This is a genomic window from Streptomyces sp. NBC_00341 (genome assembly GCF_041435055.1).
In the GTDB taxonomy this organism is placed as follows: domain Bacteria; phylum Actinomycetota; class Actinomycetes; order Streptomycetales; family Streptomycetaceae; genus Streptomyces.
Window position 1 is genome coordinate 5,991,570 of the sequence record NZ_CP108002.1, and the last position, 21,778, is coordinate 6,013,347.

Annotated in this window: 19 protein-coding genes and 2 tRNA genes; 10 read left to right on the forward strand and 11 right to left on the reverse strand. The window is 70.5% G+C overall.

Going from position 1 to position 21,778, the window contains the following annotated elements:
- Positions 1–46: 46 nt before the first annotated feature.
- From OG892_RS27140 to OG892_RS27150, 3 genes are all read left to right on the forward strand, one after another.
- Positions 47–120, forward strand: a tRNA-Met gene (locus OG892_RS27140).
- Between the two features lie 213 nt (positions 121–333).
- Positions 334–2,388, forward strand: a complete 2,055-nt coding sequence (locus tag OG892_RS27145) for an SEL1-like repeat protein (protein WP_199884461.1) — start codon at positions 334–336, stop codon at positions 2,386–2,388.
- A gap of 301 nt (positions 2,389–2,689) precedes the next feature.
- Positions 2,690–2,763: transfer RNA gene (locus OG892_RS27150), tRNA-Met, on the forward strand.
- Positions 2,764–2,832: 69 nt separating this feature from the next.
- Here the strand turns inward: OG892_RS27150 and OG892_RS27155 are convergent.
- The 4 genes from OG892_RS27155 to OG892_RS27170 all read right to left on the reverse strand — a co-directional run bounded on the left by OG892_RS27155 (position 2,833) and on the right by OG892_RS27170 (position 6,331).
- Positions 2,833–3,948 carry an ABC transporter substrate-binding protein gene (locus tag OG892_RS27155; protein ID WP_371631699.1) on the reverse strand — a complete coding sequence of 372 codons (1,116 nt, stop codon included), beginning with the start codon at positions 3,946–3,948 and terminating at the stop codon, positions 2,833–2,835.
- 65 nt (positions 3,949–4,013) lie between these two features.
- Complete coding sequence (locus OG892_RS27160) at positions 4,014–4,883, reverse strand: ABC transporter permease (RefSeq protein ID WP_073737043.1); 870 nt, start codon at positions 4,881–4,883, stop codon at positions 4,014–4,016.
- Positions 4,880–5,704: an ABC transporter ATP-binding protein gene (locus OG892_RS27165; RefSeq protein WP_073737042.1), complete on the reverse strand. Its 825-nt coding sequence runs from the start codon at positions 5,702–5,704 to the stop codon at positions 4,880–4,882. The genes OG892_RS27160 and OG892_RS27165 overlap by 4 nt, the downstream gene beginning before the upstream one ends.
- 207 nt (positions 5,705–5,911) lie before the next feature.
- Positions 5,912–6,331: a Fur family transcriptional regulator gene (locus OG892_RS27170; protein WP_371630508.1), complete on the reverse strand. Its 420-nt coding sequence runs from the start codon at positions 6,329–6,331 to the stop codon at positions 5,912–5,914.
- A gap of 151 nt (positions 6,332–6,482) precedes the next feature.
- Between OG892_RS27170 and OG892_RS27175 the strand changes: the two genes are divergently transcribed.
- Positions 6,483–7,952: a catalase gene (locus OG892_RS27175; protein WP_073737040.1), complete on the forward strand. Its 1,470-nt coding sequence runs from the start codon at positions 6,483–6,485 to the stop codon at positions 7,950–7,952.
- A 90-nt stretch (positions 7,953–8,042) separates the two neighbouring features.
- Here OG892_RS27175 and OG892_RS27180 read toward each other — a convergent pair whose 3' ends face one another.
- Both OG892_RS27180 and hisN read right to left on the reverse strand, forming a co-directional pair.
- Positions 8,043–8,444 carry a CBS domain-containing protein gene (locus OG892_RS27180; protein ID WP_328865488.1) on the reverse strand — a complete coding sequence of 134 codons (402 nt, stop codon included), beginning with the start codon at positions 8,442–8,444 and terminating at the stop codon, positions 8,043–8,045.
- A gap of 196 nt (positions 8,445–8,640) precedes the next feature.
- Complete coding sequence (gene hisN / locus OG892_RS27185) at positions 8,641–9,441, reverse strand: histidinol-phosphatase (protein ID WP_327338931.1); 801 nt, start codon at positions 9,439–9,441, stop codon at positions 8,641–8,643.
- Between the two features lie 120 nt (positions 9,442–9,561).
- Between hisN and OG892_RS27190 the strand changes: the two genes are divergently transcribed.
- From OG892_RS27190 to OG892_RS27200, 3 genes are all read left to right on the forward strand, one after another.
- Complete coding sequence (locus tag OG892_RS27190; RefSeq protein WP_371630509.1) at positions 9,562–9,957, forward strand: TetR/AcrR family transcriptional regulator; 396 nt, start codon at positions 9,562–9,564, stop codon at positions 9,955–9,957.
- Between the two features lie 141 nt (positions 9,958–10,098).
- Positions 10,099–11,709, forward strand: a complete 1,611-nt coding sequence (locus OG892_RS27195) for an IS1182 family transposase (RefSeq protein WP_371628901.1) — start codon at positions 10,099–10,101, stop codon at positions 11,707–11,709.
- A gap of 144 nt (positions 11,710–11,853) precedes the next feature.
- On the forward strand, positions 11,854–12,072 hold the full coding sequence (locus tag OG892_RS27200; RefSeq protein WP_371630510.1) for a hypothetical protein: 219 nt from the start codon (positions 11,854–11,856) through the stop codon (positions 12,070–12,072).
- Here the strand turns inward: OG892_RS27200 and OG892_RS27205 are convergent.
- Entirely contained in the window at positions 12,065–13,753 is a 1,689-nt protein-coding gene (locus tag OG892_RS27205; RefSeq protein ID WP_371630511.1) for an ABC transporter family substrate-binding protein, read from the reverse strand. The two genes, OG892_RS27200 and OG892_RS27205, sit on opposite strands and share 8 nt — an antisense overlap.
- 237 nt (positions 13,754–13,990) lie before the next feature.
- Between OG892_RS27205 and OG892_RS27210 the strand changes: the two genes are divergently transcribed.
- From OG892_RS27210 to OG892_RS27220, 3 genes are read left to right on the forward strand one after another with little or no spacing between them, the layout of a single operon-like run.
- Positions 13,991–14,974, forward strand: coding sequence for an ABC transporter permease (locus OG892_RS27210; protein ID WP_371630512.1), 984 nt, complete (start codon positions 13,991–13,993; stop codon positions 14,972–14,974).
- A gap of 26 nt (positions 14,975–15,000) precedes the next feature.
- A complete protein-coding gene (locus OG892_RS27215) occupies positions 15,001–15,957 on the forward strand; it encodes an ABC transporter permease (RefSeq protein ID WP_371630513.1) in 957 nt (318 codons plus the stop codon).
- On the forward strand, positions 15,954–18,026 hold the full coding sequence (locus tag OG892_RS27220; protein WP_371630514.1) for a dipeptide ABC transporter ATP-binding protein: 2,073 nt from the start codon (positions 15,954–15,956) through the stop codon (positions 18,024–18,026). Before OG892_RS27215 ends, OG892_RS27220 begins: the two co-directional genes overlap by 4 nt.
- A 9-nt stretch (positions 18,027–18,035) precedes the next feature.
- Here the strand turns inward: OG892_RS27220 and OG892_RS27225 are convergent, their stop codons facing one another.
- From OG892_RS27225 to OG892_RS27240, 4 genes are all read right to left on the reverse strand, one after another.
- Positions 18,036–18,359, reverse strand: coding sequence for a multidrug efflux SMR transporter (locus OG892_RS27225; RefSeq protein ID WP_024492250.1), 324 nt, complete (start codon positions 18,357–18,359; stop codon positions 18,036–18,038).
- Between the two features lie 149 nt (positions 18,360–18,508).
- Entirely contained in the window at positions 18,509–19,525 is a 1,017-nt protein-coding gene (gene rsgA / locus OG892_RS27230) for a ribosome small subunit-dependent GTPase A (protein ID WP_073737033.1), read from the reverse strand.
- Between the two features lie 3 nt (positions 19,526–19,528).
- On the reverse strand, positions 19,529–20,869 hold the full coding sequence (gene aroA / locus OG892_RS27235; protein ID WP_073737032.1) for a 3-phosphoshikimate 1-carboxyvinyltransferase: 1,341 nt from the start codon (positions 20,867–20,869) through the stop codon (positions 19,529–19,531).
- 142 nt (positions 20,870–21,011) lie between these two features.
- Positions 21,012–21,725 carry a M50 family metallopeptidase gene (locus tag OG892_RS27240; protein WP_073737031.1) on the reverse strand — a complete coding sequence of 238 codons (714 nt, stop codon included), beginning with the start codon at positions 21,723–21,725 and terminating at the stop codon, positions 21,012–21,014.
- Positions 21,726–21,778: the final 53 nt, after the last annotated feature.

Here is a 21,778-nt window from a genome sequence, read left to right on the forward strand (position 1 = left end):
CGGTAAAGCTTCACCTTCGCGCCGTGGTACGGTTTGAACACAACGGCGCGGGGTGGAGCAGCTCGGTAGCTCGCTGGGCTCATAACCCAGAGGTCGCAGGTTCAAATCCTGTCCCCGCTACTGAAAGACGAAGGCCCGGATCCTTTCGAGGATCCGGGCCTTCGCCGTGTCATCGTGACTTTTCCGTGCAGTCGGCGTGAAGTGCGGTTCATGGGGCACCAGTTGGGGAAGGGCGTGTTTGACTTGTCTCTCTGTGGGCAAGTCGACAAAACGCTGAAGTGACCTCTCTGGCCGCGATATACCAGGTGTACGCGGGTTACAGGTGGTGCGACGATGGTATTTATGGGGGACAGGGCAACTCTGTTGGAGACAGAGCGGTTTGGTCAGCGTCACGCCCATCCGGCGGAAAACGTGCTGGATGTGGCATTTGCCGCCGCCGCACGGTACAACGACTACATCGAGACCGCCGAGACTGCGGAGTGTGCCGCGACCGTCGAAAGTGCAGAGACCGCAGAGTCCGCGGACGGCGTGCAGAACGCCGAGGGCGCGGAGACCGCAGAGAGTGCGGACAACGCCGAGAGCGAGGCGCGTCACCGTCGTGCCGCCGACGCGGGAGACACCGCGTCGATGAGCGTCCTCGGCGCGTTGCTGCTGCGCCGGGGCGATCTGACCGGCGCCGAGACCTACCTGCGCGCGGCCACCGCCGACGGTGACCGCGCGGCGGCCAACAACCTGGGCGTTCTGCTGCACCAGCGCGGATACCCGGACGAGGCGGCCGACTGGTGGCGGATCGCGGCCGTCGCCGGCTCCGCCGCGGCCGCGCACGCCCTCGGGCGCCACTACCGCGAGCGCGGTGACGAGCCCGGCGCCGAGTACTGGCTGCGCCAGTCCGCCGAGCAGGGCCACGCGCTGGGGGCGTACGCCCTCGCGGATCTGCTGGAGCACCGCAGCGACGTCGGCGCCGAGCGCTGGCTGCGCGCCGCAGCGGAGCAGGGGCACCGCGAAGCCGCGTACCGGCTGGCACGCATGGTGGAGCGCAACGCGGCGGGCGACGCGCACGACGCGTTCGGCCGCCCCGGACTCGGTCCCCGCACCGGAACAGGCGGCGGGGTGGACACCACCGGGGGCCGGGCGGCCGTGCGCAAGGACGACAGCCCGGTCGCCGGACCCGAAGCGGGCCGGGTCGGTGAGGCCGAGCAGTGGTACCGGCAGGCCGCCGCGCGCGGTCACCGGCGTGCCGCCCTGCACCTCGGCGCCATCCTGGAGCAGCGCGGCGAGCTGAAGGAGGCCGGCCGCTGGTACCTCATCGCGGCCAAGGCGGGCGAGGCGCGGGCCGCGTGCGCACTCGGCTTCCTGCTGCGTGACGCCGGAGACCGGGAGAGCGCGGCCGTGTGGTGGCTGCGTGCCGCGCAGGAGGGCGACGGCAACGCCGCCAACGCGCTCGGCGCGCTGCACGCGGCCCGCGGCGAGCAGCAGACCGCCGAGCGCTGGTACCGCGCTGCCATGGACGCCGGTGACGTCAACGGCGCGTACAACCTGGGGCTGCTCTGCGCCGCCCAGGACCGTACGGCGCAGGCCGAGCAGTGGTACCGGCGCGCCGCGTACGCCGGTCACCGCGAGGCCGCCAACGCGCTGGCCGTGCTCCTGCTCCAGGCGGGCGACGCGACCGGCGCGGAGCCGTGGTTCTCCAAGGCGGCCGAGGCGGGCAGCGTCGACGCCGCGTTCAACCTGGGCATCCTGCACGCCGGGCGCGACGAGGACCGGGCCGCGCTGCTCTGGTACGAGCGCGCGGCGGCGGCCGGCCACACGGAGGCGGCGCTCCAGGTCGGCATGGCGCTGCTGCACCACGGCGAGGAGCGGGAGGCGGAGCGCCACCTGCGCTGCGCGGCTGGTGGCGGCAGCGCGGAAGCGGCCTTCCGGCTGGCCGGGGTGCTGGACTCGCGGCTGCCGCCGCCGGGGCCGCCCGCCCTGGGGGAGCCGATGCCCGAGAAGTCCGAGTGCGAGGAGTGGTACGAGCGCGCCGCCGAGCAGGGCCACCGTCGGGCCCAGGTGCGCGTCGGGATGCTCGCCGCGTCCCGGGGCGATGTGGACAGCGCGAGCCGGTGGTACCGGGAGGCGGCCGAGTCGGGCAGCCGTAACGGGGCCTTCAACCTCGGTCTGCTGCTCGCCCGCGAGGGCAGCGAGCGCGAGGCGGCGCTGTGGTGGAGCCGCGCCGCGAACGACGGGCACGGGCGGGCCGCCCTGCGCCTGGCCCTGCTGGCCGCGCGCCGCGGTGAGCTCACGGAGGGGCAGCGGTGGTGTGCGCGGGCGGTCGAGCTGGGGCCGGCGGAGGTCTCGGAGCGGGCCGCGCGGTTGCGCGAGGCGCTGCATCAGGAGCTGACCGCGTAGGCGGAGTGCGGGTGCCGGTGCAGGGGCCGGGGTCGGGGTTGGGGCGGGTGTTCGGGGGCGCGGTGCCTTCGGCCCCGCCTTCTGTCCTCAATCGCCGGACGGGCTTGATATGGCTGGTGTTCTCGGTCGCTGGGCAGGCTTGATGTGGCTGGTGTTCTCGGTCGCTGGGCAGGCTTGATGTGGCTGGTGTTCTCGGTCGGCCGACGGGCTTGATGTGGCTGGGCTTGGCGTGACTGTGGCCGGGCCCGGGAAGGGATTTGCGCTGGTCCGGAGGGGTGACGTAATGTGGGGATCACAACGGCGCGGGGTGGAGCAGCTCGGTAGCTCGCTGGGCTCATAACCCAGAGGTCGCAGGTTCAAATCCTGTCCCCGCTACTAAAGACAGAGGGCCGGATCCTTTCGAGGATCCGGCCCTCTGTGCATGTCCCCACGAGCCGGCCCGGTTCAGGGCTTGTGGCCCACGGCCTCGCTGTACATCGCACGGTCCACGGCCTTCTCCTCCGGTACCGGTGTGCCGGTCTCGACGCCCGAGTCCGCGTACGCCTTCTGCACCCGGTCCGTGGTGCCCTTGCGGATCTCCCAGTCCATCCGCATCGACGGTGTCGAGCGCAAGGTGGCCTCGTCGGTCTTCATCAGTTTCGCCAGCTCGCTGACGAAGGCCGGGTCGGACTTGTAGTCGTCGGCGAAGTAGGTGTTCACCGTACGGATGTAGGCCCGGAGGAAGGCGACGCCCGCGTCCGGGTCCTTGTTCAGCAGCGTCGGGCCGAACAGCAGGCCGCCGAGCGGTTCACCGGCGGGCTGGCCGCCGAGGAAGGCGAACTTCTTGTCGCCGTCGACCTTGCGCCAGATCGGGTCGAGCAGCCAGGCGGAGTCCACGCCCCCGTTCTGCAGGGCGGTCAGTACGTCGGCGGAGCCGAGCTGCTGGAAGCTGATCTTGTCGAGCCCGCCGCCGTGCTTCTTCAGTGAGGTGTCCATCGGGTAGGCGATCACCGAGCCCTTGCCGATCATCGTGCCGAGCTTCCGGCCGGCCATGTCGACGTGATCGGCGCTCTCGCCGTCCTTGAGGCGCACCCACAGTCCGCTCTTCGACGTCGGGTCGGGGGAGAAGTTGCCCGCGACCCACTTGATGTCGAAGCCGCCGTTGATGCCGTTCATTACCGCGACCTCCGGCGCCGCCCACTGGGCGTCGACGTCGCCCTTGGCGAGCAGGGGCAGGGCGTCCGGGGTGGGGAGCACCTTCAGCTGGACGTCCAGGCCCTCCTTCGCGAACTCGCCCTTGGCCACCGCGACCTGGAGCGGTGCGACGTACTCCGCGCTCAGGGTGCCGGTGGCCAGCACGATCTTCCGCTTCTTCGCCAGCGGCCGGGGCTTGGGCGCCCCCTTCTCGCAGCGGGCGGGCTTGCGGTCGGGGGCCAGGTCCGAGGGGTCGGTCCAGCTCCCGGCGCCGCAGCCCGCGACGGGCTTGACGGTGCGGGGCGCCGCGGCGCCGGCGGAGTCGTCGCCCGAGGAGTCGTCCCCGGCGCAGCCCGCCGCGCCGAGCAGGGATGCCGCCACGAGCATGACGGTGCAGGTGAAGGGGGTACGTGTGCGCACAGTGCCTCCGTACGAGGAACGAGGTTTGCGGTTCACGACTGGCTGCGGCCCCGGTCGCGCGGGGCCCAGGGCGTGAGCAGCCGGCCGGCGATCCGGACCACTTCGGAGAAGACGACGCCGAGCACCGCCACACAGACGATGCCGACGAACATCACGTCGTTCTGGAAGAGCGCCCGGGAGTCGAAGATGAGGTGGCCCAGTCCGTCGGCCGCCGCGATCTGCTCCGACGCCACGATGACCAGCACCGCCACCCCGGCCGCGATCCGCGCGCCGACCAGCACCGCGGGCAGCGACGCCGGCAGGAGCACGTGCCGGAACATCTGCCAGGGCGAGGCGCCGAACACCTGACCCGCGTCCCGGTGGCCGACCGGGACGGCGAGCACGGCCGCCATGGTCGAGATCCAGACGAAGAAGAAGACGGTGGCGGCGACCAGGGCGATCTGCGGCCCTTCGCCGAGGCCGAACATATTGAGGAAGACCGGCAGCAGGGCCAGTTTCGGTACGACGTACAGGGCGTCGAGCAACGGCTCCAGCGCCGCCCGCACCAGAGCGAGCGAACCCATCAGCAGGCCGAGCGCGTAGCCCGCGACCGTGCCGATCACGTAGCCACCGAGAACCCGTTTGAGCGTGGCCCACACATCCGGCCACAGATCGCCGTCGGCGGCCCGGTCCCAGCCGTCCGCGAGGATCGTGGAAGGCGCGGGGTAGACGCGGTCGTCGATCCAGGACTGAGCGGCGGCCAGCTGCCAGAGCAGCACCAGGAGCAGCGGTACGGCGACGGCGAGCGCGATTTCGAGGGTGCGGCGCCTGCGGTGGGTGCGTACGGGGTGCAGTTCCTGCGGCCCCGGCCTGCGGACCAGCACCTGCTCCTCGTCGTGCGCGGACTTCACGGCGGTGCTCATACCAGGGCCGCCTCTCCGCGGACCTCGCCGCGCAGCAGATCCCACAACTCGCTCTTCAGCGCGGTGAATTCCGGCGTCGAGCGGATGTCGCCGGTGCGCGGCCGCTCGAACGGCGGGCGGTGCTCCGCGATGATCCGGCCGGGGCGGGCGGACATCACGAGCACCCGGTCCCCGAGCACGATCGCCTCCTCCAGGCTGTGCGTGATGAAGAGGGTGGTGGTGCGGGTGGTCTGGGTGAGCTCCAGCAGTTCGTCCTGGAGGATCGTGCGCAGCTGGGCGTCGAGCGCGGCGAAGGGCTCGTCCATCAGCAGGATCTCGGGCTCGACGGCGAGTGCGCGGGCGATCGCCACCCGCTGGCGCATCCCGCCCGAGAGCGCGGCCGGGTAGGCACCGGCGAATTCGGCGAGCCCGATCCGGGACAGCCAGTCGTGCGCCCTGGCGTCGGCCTCCTTGCGGGGGACGCGCTGGATGTCGAGGCCGAAGCGGACGTTGGCCAGGACGGTCTTCCAGTCGTAGATCCCGTAGTCCTGGAAGATCATCGCGGCGGGCCGGGCCGCTGTCGTACGGATGGACAGCTCGCCGGCGCTGGGGCGCAGCAGTCCGGCCGCGATCCTGAGCAGAGTGGACTTGCCGCAGCCGGACGGGCCGACGATGCAGGCGAACTCGCCCGGCACGATGTCGAGATCGACCGGACCGAGGGCGGCCAGGGCCTTGGCCCCCCGGCCGAAGGAGCGGGCCAGGGAGCGGGCGCGGAGTTTGGGGGCGTCGGCGGAGGGCGGTGGCGGTGACGCGGGGGGTGGGTTCGGGTGCGGGTCTCCCACGGGTCTCTCCTCGTACGTGTTCGAGGTGCGGAGCCGCCGCGGGGCGGCGGTGATCGCCGATGACGATATGACGACCCGTCAGATTCGGGAAGGGGGTGCGCGGGGGTCAGTACCGCGGGCGTAAGCCGAAAAGGCCCCGCGCCGGGGTCTCCGGTGCGGGGCTGGGGGTGTGCGGGGCCGAGGGGGCCAGGGTGCGGGCAGGCGGCGTCAGGCGGTCGCGGCGCAGTTCGGGCAGATGCCCCGGTACGTCATCTCGACCCCGGAGATCGTGAAGCCGAAGCGCTCGCCGGCCGGCAGGTCCGCCAGCGGGTCGCCCGCCGGGTGCACGTCGCGGATGGCGCCGCAGGTGGCGCAGACCAGGTGGTGGTGGGGGCGGTGCGCGTTCGGGTCGTACCGCTTGGCGCGGCGGTCGGTGGAGACCTCGATGACCTCACCGAGCGTCACCATCTCGCCCAGCGTGTTGTAGACGGTGGCCCTGGAGATCTCGGGCAGCTTGGCGACGGCGCGGGCGTGCACCTCGTCGGCTGTCAGGTGCACATGCTCCCCGTCGAGCACCTCGGCCACGACGCGCCGCTGTGCGGTCATGCGCCAGCCTCGTCCACGAAGTCGTTCCAGCAGGTCACTCATGAGGGCAAGCCTAGCAGTGGAGGGGTCCTGTTCCGAACTGGTGTGACTCTGGATGACTGCTTGACTTGGATTAAGTCCAATGTAGGATCGTGTTTGAAGCAGGCCAGGGGACAGGCTGTGCACGGCATGACGACATGACGAATGTGCAGGAATGACGCAGGAGGCGCACGTGACGCAGGGACCGCTCACCACAGAGACCGGAGCACCGGTCGCCGACAACCAGAACAGCCAGACCGCCGGCATCGGCGGTCCGGTGCTGGTGCAGGACCAGTCGCTGATGGAGAAGCTCGCGCACTTCAACCGCGAGCGCATCCCGGAGCGGATCGTGCACGCCCGGGGCGCCGGTGCGTACGGCACGTTCACGCTGACCCGTGACGTCTCGCAGTGGACGCGGGCGAAGTTCCTCTCCGAGGTCGGCAAGCAGACCGAGACCTTCCTGCGCTTCTCCACCGTCGCCGGCAACCTCGGCTCCGCCGACGCGGTGCGTGACCCCCGCGGCTTCGCGCTGAAGTTCTACACCGAGGACGGCAACTACGACCTCGTCGGCAACAACACCCCGGTGTTCTTCATCAAGGACGCCATCAAGTTCCCCGACTTCATCCACACCCAGAAGCGCGACCCGTACACCGGCTCGCAGGAGGCGGACAACGTCTGGGACTTCTGGGGTCTGTCGCCCGAGTCCACCCACCAGGTGACCTGGCTCTTCGGTGACCGGGGCATCCCCGCCACGCTGCGCCACATGAACGGGTACGGCTCGCACACCTACCAGTGGAACAACGAGGCCGGCGAGGTCTTCTGGGTCAAGTACCACTTCAAGACCGACCAGGGCATCAGGAACCTGACCCAGGACGAGGCCAACAAGCTGGCCGGCGAGGACCCCGACAGCCATCAGCGTGATCTGCGCGAGTCCATCGAGCGCGGCGAGTTCCCGTCCTGGACCGTGCAGGTCCAGATCATGCCGGCGGCAGAGGCGGCCTCCTACCGCTTCAACCCGTTCGACCTCACCAAGGTCTGGCCGCACGAGGACTACCCGCCGGTCGAGATCGGCAGGCTGGAGCTCAACCGGAACCCGGACAACGTCTTCGCGGAGACCGAGCAGTCGATCTTCAGCCCCGCGCACTTCGTTCCCGGCATCGGCCCGTCCCCGGACAAGATGCTCCAGGGCCGCCTCTTCGCGTACGGCGACGCGCACCGCTACAGGGTCGGTATCAACGCCGACCACCTGCCGGTGAACCGCCCGCACGCCGCCGAGGCGCGGACGCACGGCCGTGACGGCTACCTGTACGACGGCCGCCACAAGGGCGCCAAGAACTACGAGCCGAACAGCTTCGGAGGTCCGGTCGAGACCGGCCGCCCGCTGTGGGAGCCCACCCAGGTCACCGGCTCCACCGGCACCCACGAGGCCGCCGTGCACGCCGAGGACGACGACTTCGTCCAGGCCGGCAACCTCTACCGGCTCTACTCCGAGGACGAGAAGGCCCGGCTGATCGACAACCTCGCCGGGTTCATCTCGAAGGTCTCGCGCGACGACATAGCCGAGCGCGCGATCAACAACTTCCGTCAGGCCGACGGCGACTTCGGCAAGCGGCTGGAAGCGGCGGTCCAGGCCCTCCGCGGCTGACAGCCGCCTGCCCCGGCCGGCCGGTCCCCCTGCGTGGGGGCCGGCCGGCCGTTCCGTATGCCTGCCCGGCCGACCGGTGCCGCTGTCCGCTCAGCCGACCAGCGCCGCCGGATGACGGCCGGCCGGTGCCCAGCAGCGGATGATGTCGCGCACCGACACGACGCCGACCGGGCCGTTGTCGTCCAGCACGATCAGGTGCCGGAAGCCGCCGTGCGTCATGGCCTCGGCCGCCTCCTCCAGGGTCCAGGCCGGCGCGGCGAAGACCACATCGGTGGTGGTGTGGGTGGCGGCGGTCTCGACGTCGGGGTTCTGGCCGGAGCCGACCGCGTTGAGGATGTCGCGTTCGGTGATGATGCCGAGACCGCAGGTGTCCGGGTCGTGGACGACCGCCGCTCCGATCCGGCGCGCCGACATCAGCCGGGCTGCCTGGCGGAGGGTGTGGGTGGGGCCGATGGTGAGGACCACCGTGCTCATGGCGTCACGTACGAGCATGAAGGGAGCCACCTCCTTCGTGAGCGACTCTGTGAGTCGGTTCACAAGTTCACAAGCGGGGGGACTCTCAGAGTCGCACTGATCAGAGGTGGCAACAAGGGGTGGTGAAGATCATCGGAGGGGCGTGCGGTGGTGCGGCACGCCCCTCCGATGGCCGGTACGCCTGCTCAACGCCGTACCGCCGGGTCCGGGACGGTCAGTAGCGCTGGTTCAGATAGCCCAGCAGTTCGTGATGGAGCGTTCCGTTCGAGGCCGCCGCGTTGCCGCCGCCCGGTCCGGAGACTCCGTCCAGGCTGGTGAAACGGCCGCCCGCCTCCTCCACGATGATCGCGTTCGCCGCCATGTCCCAGAGCGAGAGCTCCGGCTCGGCGCAGATGTCGACCGATCCCTCGGCGACCATCATGTACGGCCAGAAGTCCCCGTACCCACGGGTACGCCAGCAGGCCCGGGTCAGATCCATGAAGCCGTCGAGCCGGCCCTGCTCCTCCCAGCCGGTCAGCGAGGAGTACGCGAACGACGCGTCGGCGATCCGCTCCACGTTCGACACCCGCAGCCGGGACGCCGAGGTCAGGCTGCGGCCGGTGAACGCACCCGCGCCCTTCGCCGCCCACCAGCGCCGGTTCAGCGCGGGCGCGGACACCAGACCGACGACCGGCTGGAATCCGTCCTCACCCGCTTCCATCAGCGAGATCAGCGTCGCCCAGACCGGCACACCGCGTACGTAGTTCTTGGTCCCGTCGATCGGGTCGATCACCCAGCGCCGGGGGCCGGTCCCCTCGACCCCGAACTCCTCGCCCAGGATCGCGTCGCGCGGGCGGGCCCGATGGAGGTGGCCGCGGATCAGCTCCTCCGTGGACTTGTCGGCCTCGGTCACCGGTGTCATGTCCGGCTTCGTCTCGACCTTGAGGTCCAGGGCCTTGAACCGGTCCATCGTCGTCGCGTCGGCGGCGTCGGCCAGCACGTGGGCAAGGCGCAGATCATCGTGGTAGTCGGGCATGACCGTCACAGTATCGACCGCAGGTGAACAGAGCCACATGGCCCCGACGCTGCTTGAACTCTTGACAGTCCGGGGGAGCGCGTCAACTCTGAAACGCAGGCCCCGGCGTGGGAGGCAACGATGCCGACAGCGCGAGACGCACTGCTGGACGCCGCCCGCGCGGCCCTGACCACCCGGCCCTGGCCGGCCGTGCGGATGGTCGAGGTGGCAGCCGCCGCCGGAGTCTCCCGGCAGACCCTCCACAACGAGTTCGGCGGCAAGGACGGGCTGGCCCGCGCCCTGGTCCGACGGGCCGCCGACGGCTACCTGGCCGGTGTCGAACAGGCGCTGGGAACAGCGGGCGGTACCGGCGACAGACTGGCCGCCACCGCCGCCTGGACGGCGCGGGCCACCCGGACGGACGACCTGGTCCGGGGGCTGCTCACCGGCTGCTGGGAGGGCCGATTACCGGGCCCCGCCCCTTCCGCGACGCTGACTCTGTCGGGGATCTTGAGGATCCCCGGCGGGGCAGCATGATCAACGGGCATGCTCGACTCTGTCCAAGGACCAATGCAGTTGTCGAGGTGCCCGTTGTCGCTCCACGCCCGTTCTGGTGAGCAAGTCCCTTCTCTGACCGTGCAGATGGCGCGGGCGAGCAATCCGGGTGGTACGACGGCGATGTGGGTGAGAGACCGCCTGGGCGGGCTGTGGCGTGACGAGGACTTCGCGGACTGGTATCCGCGTGACGGCCGCCCCGGGCTCTCGCCCGCTCAGCTGGCCACCGTGTGTGTGCTGCAGTTCCTGCTCGGTCTGTCGGACCGGCAGGCCGCCGAGGCGGTTCGCTGCCGCATCGATTTCAAGTACGCGCTGGCCATGGAGCTGAACGATCCCGGATTCCACCACAGCGTGCTGGGCGACTTCCGCGAGCGTCTCACCGAGGACGACCGCGCCGACCGTCTCCTTGACCTCACGCTTGCGCGCCTGAAGGAGGCCGGTCTCGTGCGCGAGCGCACCACTCAGCGCACGGACTCCACCCACGTCCTGGCCGCGGTGCGCGACCTGACCCGGCTGGAACTGGTCACCGAGGCCGTCCGCGCCGCCCTGGAAGAGCTGGCCGGCACCGCTCCGCACCTGCTGGCCGACCTGGTAGACGAGGAGTGGGGGCGTCGTTACGGCCGCCCGGTCCGCCTGGGCAAGAACCCCACCCGCCCCAAGACCAGGATCCTCGCCACCGGTGGTGACGCCGTCCGGCTGCTGGAGCACGTCGCAGAGCATGCGGCGGATCGCCTGTCCGGGCCCCGGGCCCAGGCCCTGCGGCAGATCATGGTGCAGAACTACTACCGCGACGGGGCCGGCCGTCTGCGCTGGCGCACCGCCGATGACGGCGGGCTGCCGCCCTCAGCGGTCGCGGTCGTCTCGCCCTACGACCCGACGGCCCGTTACGCGCGCCGCGGACACGTCACCCGTTGGAAAGGGTTCGTCGCGCATCTCACCGAGACCTGTGATCCTGAAGGCGTCAACGTGATCACGGATGTGGCCACCACCGACGCCACCGGCTACGACGCGAAGGCTCTGCCCGGTATCCACACCCGGCTGGGGCGTCGCGGGCTGCTGCCCGCCGAGCATCTGGTCGACGGCGGCTACACCTCCCTGGTCCATCTCGAACAGGCGGCCCGGGAACACCAGGTCACGGTCACCGGACCACTGCCGGTCAACACCACCCGCCAGAACCGCAGGAACAACGGCTTCGGCCGCGACGACTTCCACATCGACTTCGACCGCCGACAGGTCACCTGCCCGCAGGGCGAGACCAGCGCGGGATGGCACGGCCCCTACCCGACCTCCTCACCCACCGCAGCACCTCTGATCGTGGCACGGTTCACCAAGAGCCAGTGCCGTCCCTGCCCGGTCCGCACCCGCTGCACGACCACCGCCGACAGCGCCCGGAGCGTGGGCTTTCCCCCGCGAGAACTCCGTGACCTGCAACTCCGAGTCCGCGCCGAGCAGCAGACACCCGAATGGCAGGCCCGCTACGCGGTCCGCTCCGGAGTGGAAGGCACCATCAACGAGCTCGCCCACGGACACGGCATGCGCCGCTGTCGCTACCGGGGACAGCACAAAGCCCACTTACAGCACGTGTTCACAGCCATCGCCGCAAACATCGAGCGCCTCAGCCGGCGGCCGCCGACCGGAGAACCACCTCCGTCCCGGCCGCCGACCGCATTCCAGAACTACCTGGACCAGCACGGAATCACCCGGCCGAGGTCTTGGCGGTCCGCCAGAGACTGAGCAGACCGCCAAGATCCCCGACAGAGTCAGCGTCCTTCCGCTCACCGGGCCCGGCCGCCCGGCTCGCCGCGACCGGCGCGGTGGCCTGCCGATGCCGGGCCGCCGACGCCCGCCGAGCTGCTCGACCAGGTCAGGGACCGCGTGGTGGCCGCGCTGGATGGCGGAGGGTGCCCGCCGGGTGACCCGGCGGCGCTGGCGGCGACCTGCGAACTCGTTCTGCGGCTCGCCCTGTCGTACGCCCTGGTGCCCCCGTCCCCCGGGACGCCGGGGGACGGGGTGCCGCTGGTGCGGGACGTGGTGGAGCGGGCCGCGGGTGCGGCCGCCGGAACCGGTCGCGGTGCACCGGGAGCGGAGGCTACTTGAGCCAGCCGACCTTGGCGTAGTCCGTGTCGCCCAGTCCGGACGCGCCGAAGTTGGCCAGGCCCTTGCGGACCGCGTCGATCTGCGGGCGCTGGTAGAGCTCGATGGAGTGGCCGAGCTTCCAGATCTCGACGTCGGCCTCGTTGTACAGCTTGACGGCCTCGGCGTGATCGGTGGTTCCGGCGGCCTTCTTCAGCAGCGCGTCGATCTTCGGGGAGCCGACCGAGCCGAAGTTCTGGAAGAGGTTCTTCCCCTTGGGGCTGATGAAGACGGGGGTCAGCATCGTCTGGTAGACGGCGTCGACGTTACGGAAGCTGACGATGTCGAAGTTGCCGGTGTTGACGAACTTGTTGAAGTAGTCGTTCGCCGGGACCTGCTTGATGCTCACCTTGATGCCGACCGCGCCGAGCATCTGCTGCACCAGCTCGGCCTGGTCCGTCGCGGACGACGTGGACCCCGCGCTCAGGGTGTAGTCGACCGTGAGCTGCTTGCCGCCCTTGGTGCGCGGCTTGCCCTCTCCCTGGTCCTTCCAGCCCGCCGCGTCCAGCAGCTTCTTCGCCTTCTCGGGGTCGTACTTGTCGAACTCGCTGGAGTTGTCCTGGTACCCCTCCTGGTTCGGCATGAAGAAGTGGTTGTTCAGCGGCTTCAGTTCGAAGGAGAGGTCCTTGCTGAAGCTCTCGTTGACACCGTCCCGGTTGATCGCCGCAGAGACGGCGTGCCGCACCTCCACGTCCTTCAGCGGACCGCGACCGCCGTTGAGGGTGATGTGCACCTCGTCCCAGCGCGCCCCTCGCCTGATGTCGGTGTCCGGGGCCTTGACCAGGCGCTTGTAGTCCTCGGGAAGCAGCGCGGGTGCCTGGTCGATCTCCTTGTTGAGATACGCCTCGGTCTCCGCCGCCGAGTCGATGACGCGGTAGACCACCGAATCCAGCTTCGGCTTGTCACCCCACCACTTGGGGTCCGGGACGAGGGTGATGGTCTGCGCGGTCCTGTCGTACCTGCCGACCTTGAAGGAGCTGGCGGTCACCAGGGCCTTCTGCGACCAGCCCTTGTTGAACTTCTCCGGGGTGTCGATGTACGACGCCGGGTACAGCGGGTCGAAGAGGCGCTGCCAGTCGGCGTACGGCGAGGAGAAGGTGATCTTCACGCCGTGTGCGCCGGAGCCCTGCTCGACCTTGGAGATCTGCTCGTAGCCCGAGGTGTCGACGGCTTCGAAGGCCTCGTCGGAGCCGTTCAGCGCCTTCCACTGGGCCTGGAAGTCCTTCCAGCTCAGCGGCTTGCCGTCGGACCACTTGGCCTCCGGGTTGAGCTGGTACTCCACCACCTGGGGCCTGGTCGAGGTGACCTTCGCCGACACGAGGAAGTTCGGGTTGGCGTGGATCGCGCCCTTGGCGTCGGAGTCGAACAGGTCGGGGAGCACGGCCGTGATGATGTCCTGGGCGTCGCCCTGCTGGCCGTCGACCTGGTTGATGTTGTACTGCGTGATCCACTGATCGATGCCGAACCGCAGTGACCCGCCCTGCTTCAGATCGCTCACCGGGTGGGCGTTGATGCTCTGCCCGTCGGCCTTGGGCGCCGCCTGCTTCCTGGGCGCCTTTCCGTCCCCGTCGGAGGAATCGCAGCCACTCACCGCCAGGGTGGCCGACACGGCTGCGGCGATGGCGATCAGGGTGGTTCTGCGCATCGGATTTCATTCCTCCGGTTCGGTGCGGCCCGATCGGGGCCACAGGCTCCGCAGACCGTAGATCCATCCACGGGCCCGGCGGGAGGGCAGCCGGAGTGCTTTCATATTTTCTTTGCATGGCCGCAACAATCAACCGGCAAGCTGGTCCCGCACCCCGACCACCTGCACTGATGGAGCCTGCCGCGGTGGCGATCCCCCCGTCCGACTCCTGAACGCCCCAGCAAAGGACCAACACCAGTGGCCGCGTTCCTGGCCAAGCGACTCGCCTACTACGTGGTCCTGTTGCTGGCCGCCGTCTGTCTCTCGTACCTGCTGGCCTCACTGGCGCTCGATCCGCGCGCGTACTACGAGGGGCGGCAACCGCCGCTGTCGCCGGTCTCCGTCGACCACCACCTCACCGCGCTCGGGGTCAACGACCACCAGCCGCTGCTCTCCCGCTTCACCAGCTGGGCCGGGCAGGTCGCGCACGGGAACCTCGGGCAGACCATCGACGGCACCTCGGTGGGGGAGGAGTTCGGGCGCCGGATCGGGGTCAGCCTGCGGCTGCTGCTGCTCGGCACCGTCTTCGGGACCGTGATCGGCGTACTGGCGGGCGCCTGGACGGCCATCCGTCAGTACCGGCTCTCCGACCGGCTGACCACCGTGGCCTCGTTCGTCCTCCTGTCGACGCCCGTGTTCCTGCTGGCCGTCCTGCTGAAGATCGGGGCCATCTGGTTCAACCAGCGCACCGGCACCGACGTCATCAAGTTCACCGGAGAGAAGAGCCCCGGAGTGGACTCCGGATTCTGGACCGTGCTCAAGGACCGGTCGGTGCACCTGCTGCTGCCGACCGTCTCCATCGCGCTCGGCACCATCGCGAGCTACAGCCGCTACCAGCGCTCCACCATGCTCGACGTCCTCGGCTCCGACTATCTGCGCACCGCCCAGGCCAAGGGACTCACCCGCAACGCCGCCCTGTTCAAGCACGGCCTGCGCACCGCCCTCATCCCCATGTCGACGTACTTCAGCTACGGATTCCTGGCCCTGTTCACCGGCGCCACCTTCACCGAGACGATCTTCGGCTGGCACGGGATGGGCGAATGGTTCGTCTCCTCCGTCGGCAAGAACGACGTCAACTCCGTCGTCGCCGTCAACGTGTTCGCCGCCGTGATGGTCCTGCTGTCCGGCTTCCTCGCGGATGTTCTGCATGCCGCGCTCGACCCGCGCATCCGGAACGCCTGAACACCCTCCCGAGGAGTACGACTGTCATGACCGCTGTCATAGAGACCGCCGCGGACGCCGCCGCCGGGGGAGCAGAGCCGCCGCGCCCCGCCGGGCGGGCGGGCGTGGTGCTGCGCCGTTTCGTACACAACCGCGGGGCGCTCGCCGGAGGGGCCGTCCTGCTGCTGCTCTTCGTGCTCGCCTTCGCCGGACCGCTGGTCAGCCACTGGGACTACAGCCACATCGACTACACCGCGCTGCGCGAGGGACCGGACAGCCGGCACTGGTGGGGGACCAACCGGATCGGCCAGGACGTCTTCGCCCAGACGGTCCGCGGGCTGCAGAAGTCGTTGCTGATCGGCCTGATGGTGGCGTTGTTCTCGACCGTGCTGGCCTCCCTGGCCGGTGCCTGCGCGGGCTACTTCGGCGGCTGGACCGACCGGCTGCTGATGTTCGGCATCGACCTGCTGCTGGTCTTCCCGGCCTTCCTGATCATCGCGATCATCTCGCCCAGGCTGCGGGGCGGCGGCTGGATCGCCTTCGTCGGGCTGCTCGCGGTCTTCGGCTGGATGATCACCGCACGGGTGGTGCGCTCGATGACGCTCTCCCTCAAGGAACGCGAATTCGTCCAGGCCGCCCGGTACATGGGCGTCGGCCCCTTCCGCGTCATCTGGCGCCACATCCTGCCGAACGTCGCCTCCTTCCTCATCATCGACGCGACCATCGCGGTGGGCGGAGCCGTGATGAGTGAGACGGCGCTCTCCTACTTCGGCTTCGGGGTGCAGTCGCCCGACGTGTCGCTCGGCACGCTGATCGCCTCCACGACCGGCGGCGCGGTGACGTACCCGTGGATGTTCTTCTTCCCCGCCGGGCTGCTCATCGTCTTCGTCCTCGCCGTGAACCTGGCCGGTGACGGACTGCGCGACGCGCTCGACCCGACCGGCGGACACGGCCGCAGCGCTTCCCCCACCGCGAAGAAGAACAAGAAGGAGAAGGGCCGATGAGCACGACCGACGTACTGGAGGTGACGGACCTCGCCGTCGACTTCGGCGGTGTGGCGGCCGTGCGCGGTGTCGGCTTCACCCTGCGCCGGGGCGAAGTGCTCGGCCTGGTGGGGGAGTCGGGGTCCGGGAAGTCGGCCACCGCCCTCGCCGTGATGGGGCTGCTGCCGTCCGGCGCGGGCGTACGGGGATCCGTCCGGCTCGCGGCCGGCGGCGACGGGAGCGGGACGACCGAGCTCGTCGGGGCCGACGACCGCGTGCTCTCCTCGGTACGCGGCAACCGCATCGGCATGGTCTTCCAGGACCCGCTCTCCGCCTTCACCCCCGTGTACCGGATCGGCGACCAGATCGCCGAGGCCATCCGCGCCCACCGCACCGTCTCCCGCGAACGCGCCCGCGCCGAAGCCGTGGAGCTGCTGGACCTCGTCGGCATACCCGAACCCCGGACCCGGGCGCAGGCCTTCCCCCACGAGTTCTCCGGCGGCATGCGGCAGCGGGCCATGATCGCGATGGCCATCGCCAACGACCCGGACGTCATCGTCGCCGACGAGCCGACGACCGCCCTCGACGTCACCGTCCAGGCCCAGGTCCTGGACGTCCTGCGCACCGCCCAGCACGAGACCGGCGCCGCGCTGCTGCTGGTCAGCCACGACCTCGGGGTGATCGCCGGGGCGGCCGACCGGGTCGCGGTGATGTACGCCGGCCGCATCGTGGAGACCGCACCGGCGGCGGAGCTCTTCCGGCGCCCCCGGATGCCGTACACCCTCGGACTGATCGGCGCGGTGCCCCGGATCGACGGCCCGTCCGACGTGCTGGTCCCCATCCCCGGCTCCCCGCCCGCGGCGGGCCGGCTGCCGCGGGGCTGCGCCTTCGCGCCGCGCTGCCCGCTGGCCGAGGACCGCTGCACGGCCGCGGAACCGCCGCTGGCCGGGCCCGGCGCAACCGAGGACGGCGGCGACGGCGGCGGGCACCTCGCCGCCTGCGTACGCGCCGACGAGATCGCCGGCCGCGAGCTCTCCCCGGCCGAGGTCTTCCCCGTGCCGGCGATCCCGCCCCGCGGCCGGCCGCCCGGCGACCCGGTCCTGCGCGTCACCGGGCTCACCAAGACCTTCCCCGTCCTCAAGGGCACCGCGTTCAAGCGGCGCGTCGGCAGCATCCACGCCGTGGACGGCGTCGACCTCGACATCCGGGCCGGTGAGACGCTCGCCCTGGTCGGTGAATCCGGTTCCGGGAAATCCACCACCCTGTTCGAACTGCTGAACCTCGTCCGCCCGGAGGGAGGCGAGATCGAGCTGTTCGGACGCTCGCTCGACGGACTCTCCAACCGCGACCGCAAAGCACTGCGCGGCCGGGTCCAGATCGTCTTCCAGGACCCCATGGCCAGCCTCGACCCCCGGATGACGGTCGGGGACATCGTCGCCGAACCCCTGCGCGCCCAGCGCGCCGACCGGGCCACCGTGGCCCGGCGGATCCCCGAACTGCTCAGGCAGGTGGGCCTCGAACCGGAGCACGCGGGGCGGTTCCCGCACGAGTTCTCGGGCGGACAGCGCCAGCGCGTCGGGATCGCCCGCGCGCTCTCCGTCGAACCCGAACTGCTGGTGCTGGACGAGCCGGTGTCGGCGCTCGACGTGTCCGTGCAGGCGGGGGTGGTCAACCTGCTCCAGCGGCTCAAGGCCGAGCTGGGGCTCGCCTATCTCTTCGTCTCGCACGATCTGTCGGTGGTGCGGCACATCGCGGACCGGGTGAGCGTGGTCTACCTCGGCCGTACGGTCGAGTCGGGCACCGCGGAGGAGGTCTTCGGGCACCCGGCGCACCCGTACACCCGGGCCCTGCTCTCGGCCGTGCCGCTGCCCGACCCGGAGCGTGAGCGCCGACGGGCCAGGATCCTGCTGCCGGGCGACCCGCCGAGTCCGGGCCGCCGGCACGAGGGCTGCCGGTTCCGCTCGCGCTGCCCGGTCTACGCGGAGCTGGACGGGCGCGAGCGCGGGCGCTGCGAGAGCGAGGTGCCGGTCACGGACCGGACGCGCCACACGGCCGCGTGCCACTTCCCGCGGAAGACCGTGCCGGCCTGAGCCACCGCGTCAGTGCGAGGACCCCGAGAGCTGGAGACCGATCACGCCGAGGATCACCAGCGAGATCGAGATCAGCTTGAGCGTGGAGACCACGTCGTCGAGGAAGATCATGCCGTAGATGGCGGTGCCCGCAGCCCCGATGCCGGTCCACACCGCGTAGGCGGGCCCGACGTCGAGCTTCTTCAACGACATGGTCAGCAGACCGAAGCTGCCGAGCGCGAAGACGCAGAACGCGATGGTCGGCCAGAGCCGGGTGAAGCCGTGCGAGAGCTTCAGACAGACGGCGAAGCCCGTCTCCAGAAGTCCCGCGACCACGACCAGCAGCCACGCCATCGTCAGTGCCCCTCCCGCATCGGTGACCGCCTCTTACGCCGGGCTCTTACGCCGGGCTCTTACGCCCGGCCCTTATGCCGTGCTCTTGTGCCGGGCGTGATTCGTGATTATGCACTTACCGGTGGCGAGTGATCGCAAACGTGCCCGGATCAGTCGCCTTCGCGTCGCTCCCGGGTGGAGAGCAGCCGGCGCAGTGAGTCCAGCCGCGCCGGATCGGCGTGCCCCGCCGCCACCCAGGCGTCCAGCGCGCATTCCGGTTGCTGGCTGTCGTGGGTGCAGCCGCGCGGGCACTCCTCGGTGCCGGGCTGGAGGTCGGGGAAGGCGTTGATGACCCGGGACGGGTCGATGTGGTGCAGTCCGAAGGAGCGGACGCCGGGGGTGTCGATCACCCAGCCCCGGTAGTCGGGCAGCGGGAGCGCCAGCGCGGAGGTGGTGGTGTGGCGGCCGCGTCCGGTGACCGCGTTGACGACTCCGGTGGTACGCCGTCTGTCCTTCGGTACCAGGGCGTTGACCAGCGTCGTCTTTCCGACACCGGAGTGCCCGACGAAGGCGGTCACCCGGTCGTTCAGCTGCTCGCGGACCCGCTCCGCCGCGTCGCCGTTCTCCAGCTCCTCGCGGTTGGTGACGATGAACGGCACGCCCAGCGGGGTGTACGCCTCCAGCAGCTTGTCCGGGGAGGCCAGATCGGACTTGGTCAGCACCAGGAGGGGCGAGAGCCCGCCGTCGTACGCGGCGACCAGACATCGGTCGATCATGCGCGGGCGGGGCTCCGGATCGGCCAGCGCGGTGACGATCGCGAGCTGGTCGGCGTTGGCGACCACCACCCGTTCGAACGGATCGTCGTCGTCAGCCGTCCGGCGCAGCACCGAGCGGCGTTCACCGATCCGGACGATCCGGGCGAGGGTGTCCTTGTCGCCGGACAGGTCACCGACGATGGAGACGGTGTCGCCCACCACGGCGGCCTTGCGGCCCAGCTCGCGGGCCTTCATCGCGATGACCGTGCGGCCCTCGACGAGACAGGTGAGGCGGCCTCTGTCGACGGTGAGGACCATGCCGTCCTCGGCGTCCTCGTGCTTGGGGCGGGTATGCGTACGGGGGCGGTTGCCCTTGCGGTTGGGGCGGACCCGGATGTCGTCCTCGTCGGGGTTCTTGCCGTAGCGGCGCATGTCTCAGGCCCCGAGCATTCCGGTCCACATCTGCGGGAAGTCGGGCAGGGTCTTGGCGGTCGTCGCCACGTTCTCGATCTCCACTCCGGGGACGGCAAGGCCGATGACGGCCCCGGCGGTGGCCATCCGGTGGTCGTCGTACGTATGGAAGGTACCGCCGTGCAGCGGCCTCGGCCGGATGTGGAGGCCGTCGGCGGTCTCGGTGACCTCACCGCCCAGCTCGTTGATCTCCTTGGTGAGCGCGGCGAGTCGGTCCGTCTCGTGCAGCCGCAGATGGGCCACGCCGCTCAGGGTGGAGGGGGAGTCGGCCAGGGCCGCGACCGCCGCGATGCCCGGGGTCAGCTCGCCGACCTCGCCGAGGTCGACGTCGATGCCGTGGATCCGGCCGGAGCCGGTGAAGGTGAGCCCCTGCTCGGTCAGCTCGCAGCTGCCGCCCATCGCGGTGAAGATCTCGCGCAGCGCGTCACCGGGCTGCGTGGTGCGCTGCGGCCAGTCCGGCACGGTGACCCGACCGCCGGTGACCAGTGCGGCGGCCAGGAACGGCTGCGCGTTGGAGAGGTCCGGCTCGATGGTCAGGTCGCGGCCGAGCAGGGCGGAGGGGGAGACCCGCCAGACGTTCGGTTCGCCGCCCGTCTCGGGCTCGTCGACCTGGGCGCCGACCGCCCGCAGCATGTCGACGGTCATCCGGATGTGCGGCATGGACGGGAGCCGGGCGCCGGTGTGGCGCACCTCCACGCCCTGGTTGAAGCGCGGCGCCGAAAGCAGCAGCGCCGAGACGAACTGGGAGGACGAGGACGCGTCGATCGCGACGGGGCCGCCGTCCAGCGCGCCGCCACCGTGCACCGTCATCGGCAGCGAACCGCGGCCGTCGTCGTCGATCCGGGCACCGAGCACCCGCAGGGCGTCGATCACTCCGGTCAGCGGCCGTTCGTAGGAGCGCGGGTCGCCGTCGAAGCGGACCTGGCCGTCCGCGAGGGCCGCCACCGGGGGCAGGAAGCGCATGACGGTGCCGGCGTTGCCGACGTCGACGGTGACCGGGCCGTGCAGACCCGCCGGGATGACGCGCCAGGCCTCGCCGGAGCCGTCCGGGCCGCCCGCGACCGATGAGCTGGAGGACACCGTCTCCTCGATGCCGACGCCCATCGCGCGCAGCGCGTCCGCCATCAGCAGGGTGTCGCGGGAGCGCAGCGGCCGGCGCAGCCAGCCGGGCTCGGAGGAGAGCGCGGCCAGCACCAGGGCGCGATTGGTGACCGACTTCGATCCGGGCACGGTGACGGTCGCGTCGACGGCTCCGCTCGCGTGAGGGGCGGGCCAGAGGGCGGGGTGCACGGAGCTTTCGGTCATGGGCTCACTTTAATGGCTCCCCGCAAACCCAGATCTTGATCAAATGCGTGGAAACCGGGACGTAACGCAAGACTGGTAAAGGGAGTGGAGTCACAGGCCCGGCAACCGGCCCCGGGTCACAGGCCCGGCAACCGACCGTGGGTCACAGACCCAGCAGCCAGCGCCCGCCGCCGATCAGCGAGCAGAGCGACACGGCGTGGAACAGGAACAGCCACAGCGCGGCCGGTACGTCCGTCAGCCGGGACAGCTGGTCCGCGTCCGAGTCCGGCGCACCGCCGTGCCGCCGCTTGGACTGCAGCTCGAACGCCGGACGCACCCCGCCCAGCAGCAGGAACCAGACCGCGCTGTACGCGAACAGCGACTGCCAGTCGGGTGAGGCCAGCCACGACATCAGCAGGAAGAGCGAACCGGTGAAGATCACCGTCAGCGCCCCGTACACATTGCGGATCATCACCAGCATCACCGCGAGCAGCGCCGTGGCCAGCCAGAGCAGCAGCGTGATCCGGCCGTCGGCCAGCAGCCAGGCGCCGCCGAGCCCGAGCAGCGGCGGGGCGGTGTAGCCCGCCGCCGCGGTGAGGACCATGCCGATGCCGGTCGGCTTGCCCCGGCTCACCGTCAGCCCGCTGGTGTCGGAGTGCAGCCGGATGCCCGACAGCTGACGCCCGCTGAGCAGCGCGATCAGTCCGTGACCGCCCTCGTGGGCGATGGTGATCGCGTTGCGGGTCAGCCGCCATATGACGTTCGGCACGACAGCGATGAGCGCGGCCGTGGCGGTCACCACGACCAGCCACTGATCGGGGGCCGGCTGGGTGCCGAAGACGCGGTCCCAGAGATTGCCGAGATCGGTGCTGTCCATGGCGCGGGCGGCTCCTTGCGGTATTGACGTCCGGTCGGGATGACGGTCGTGGC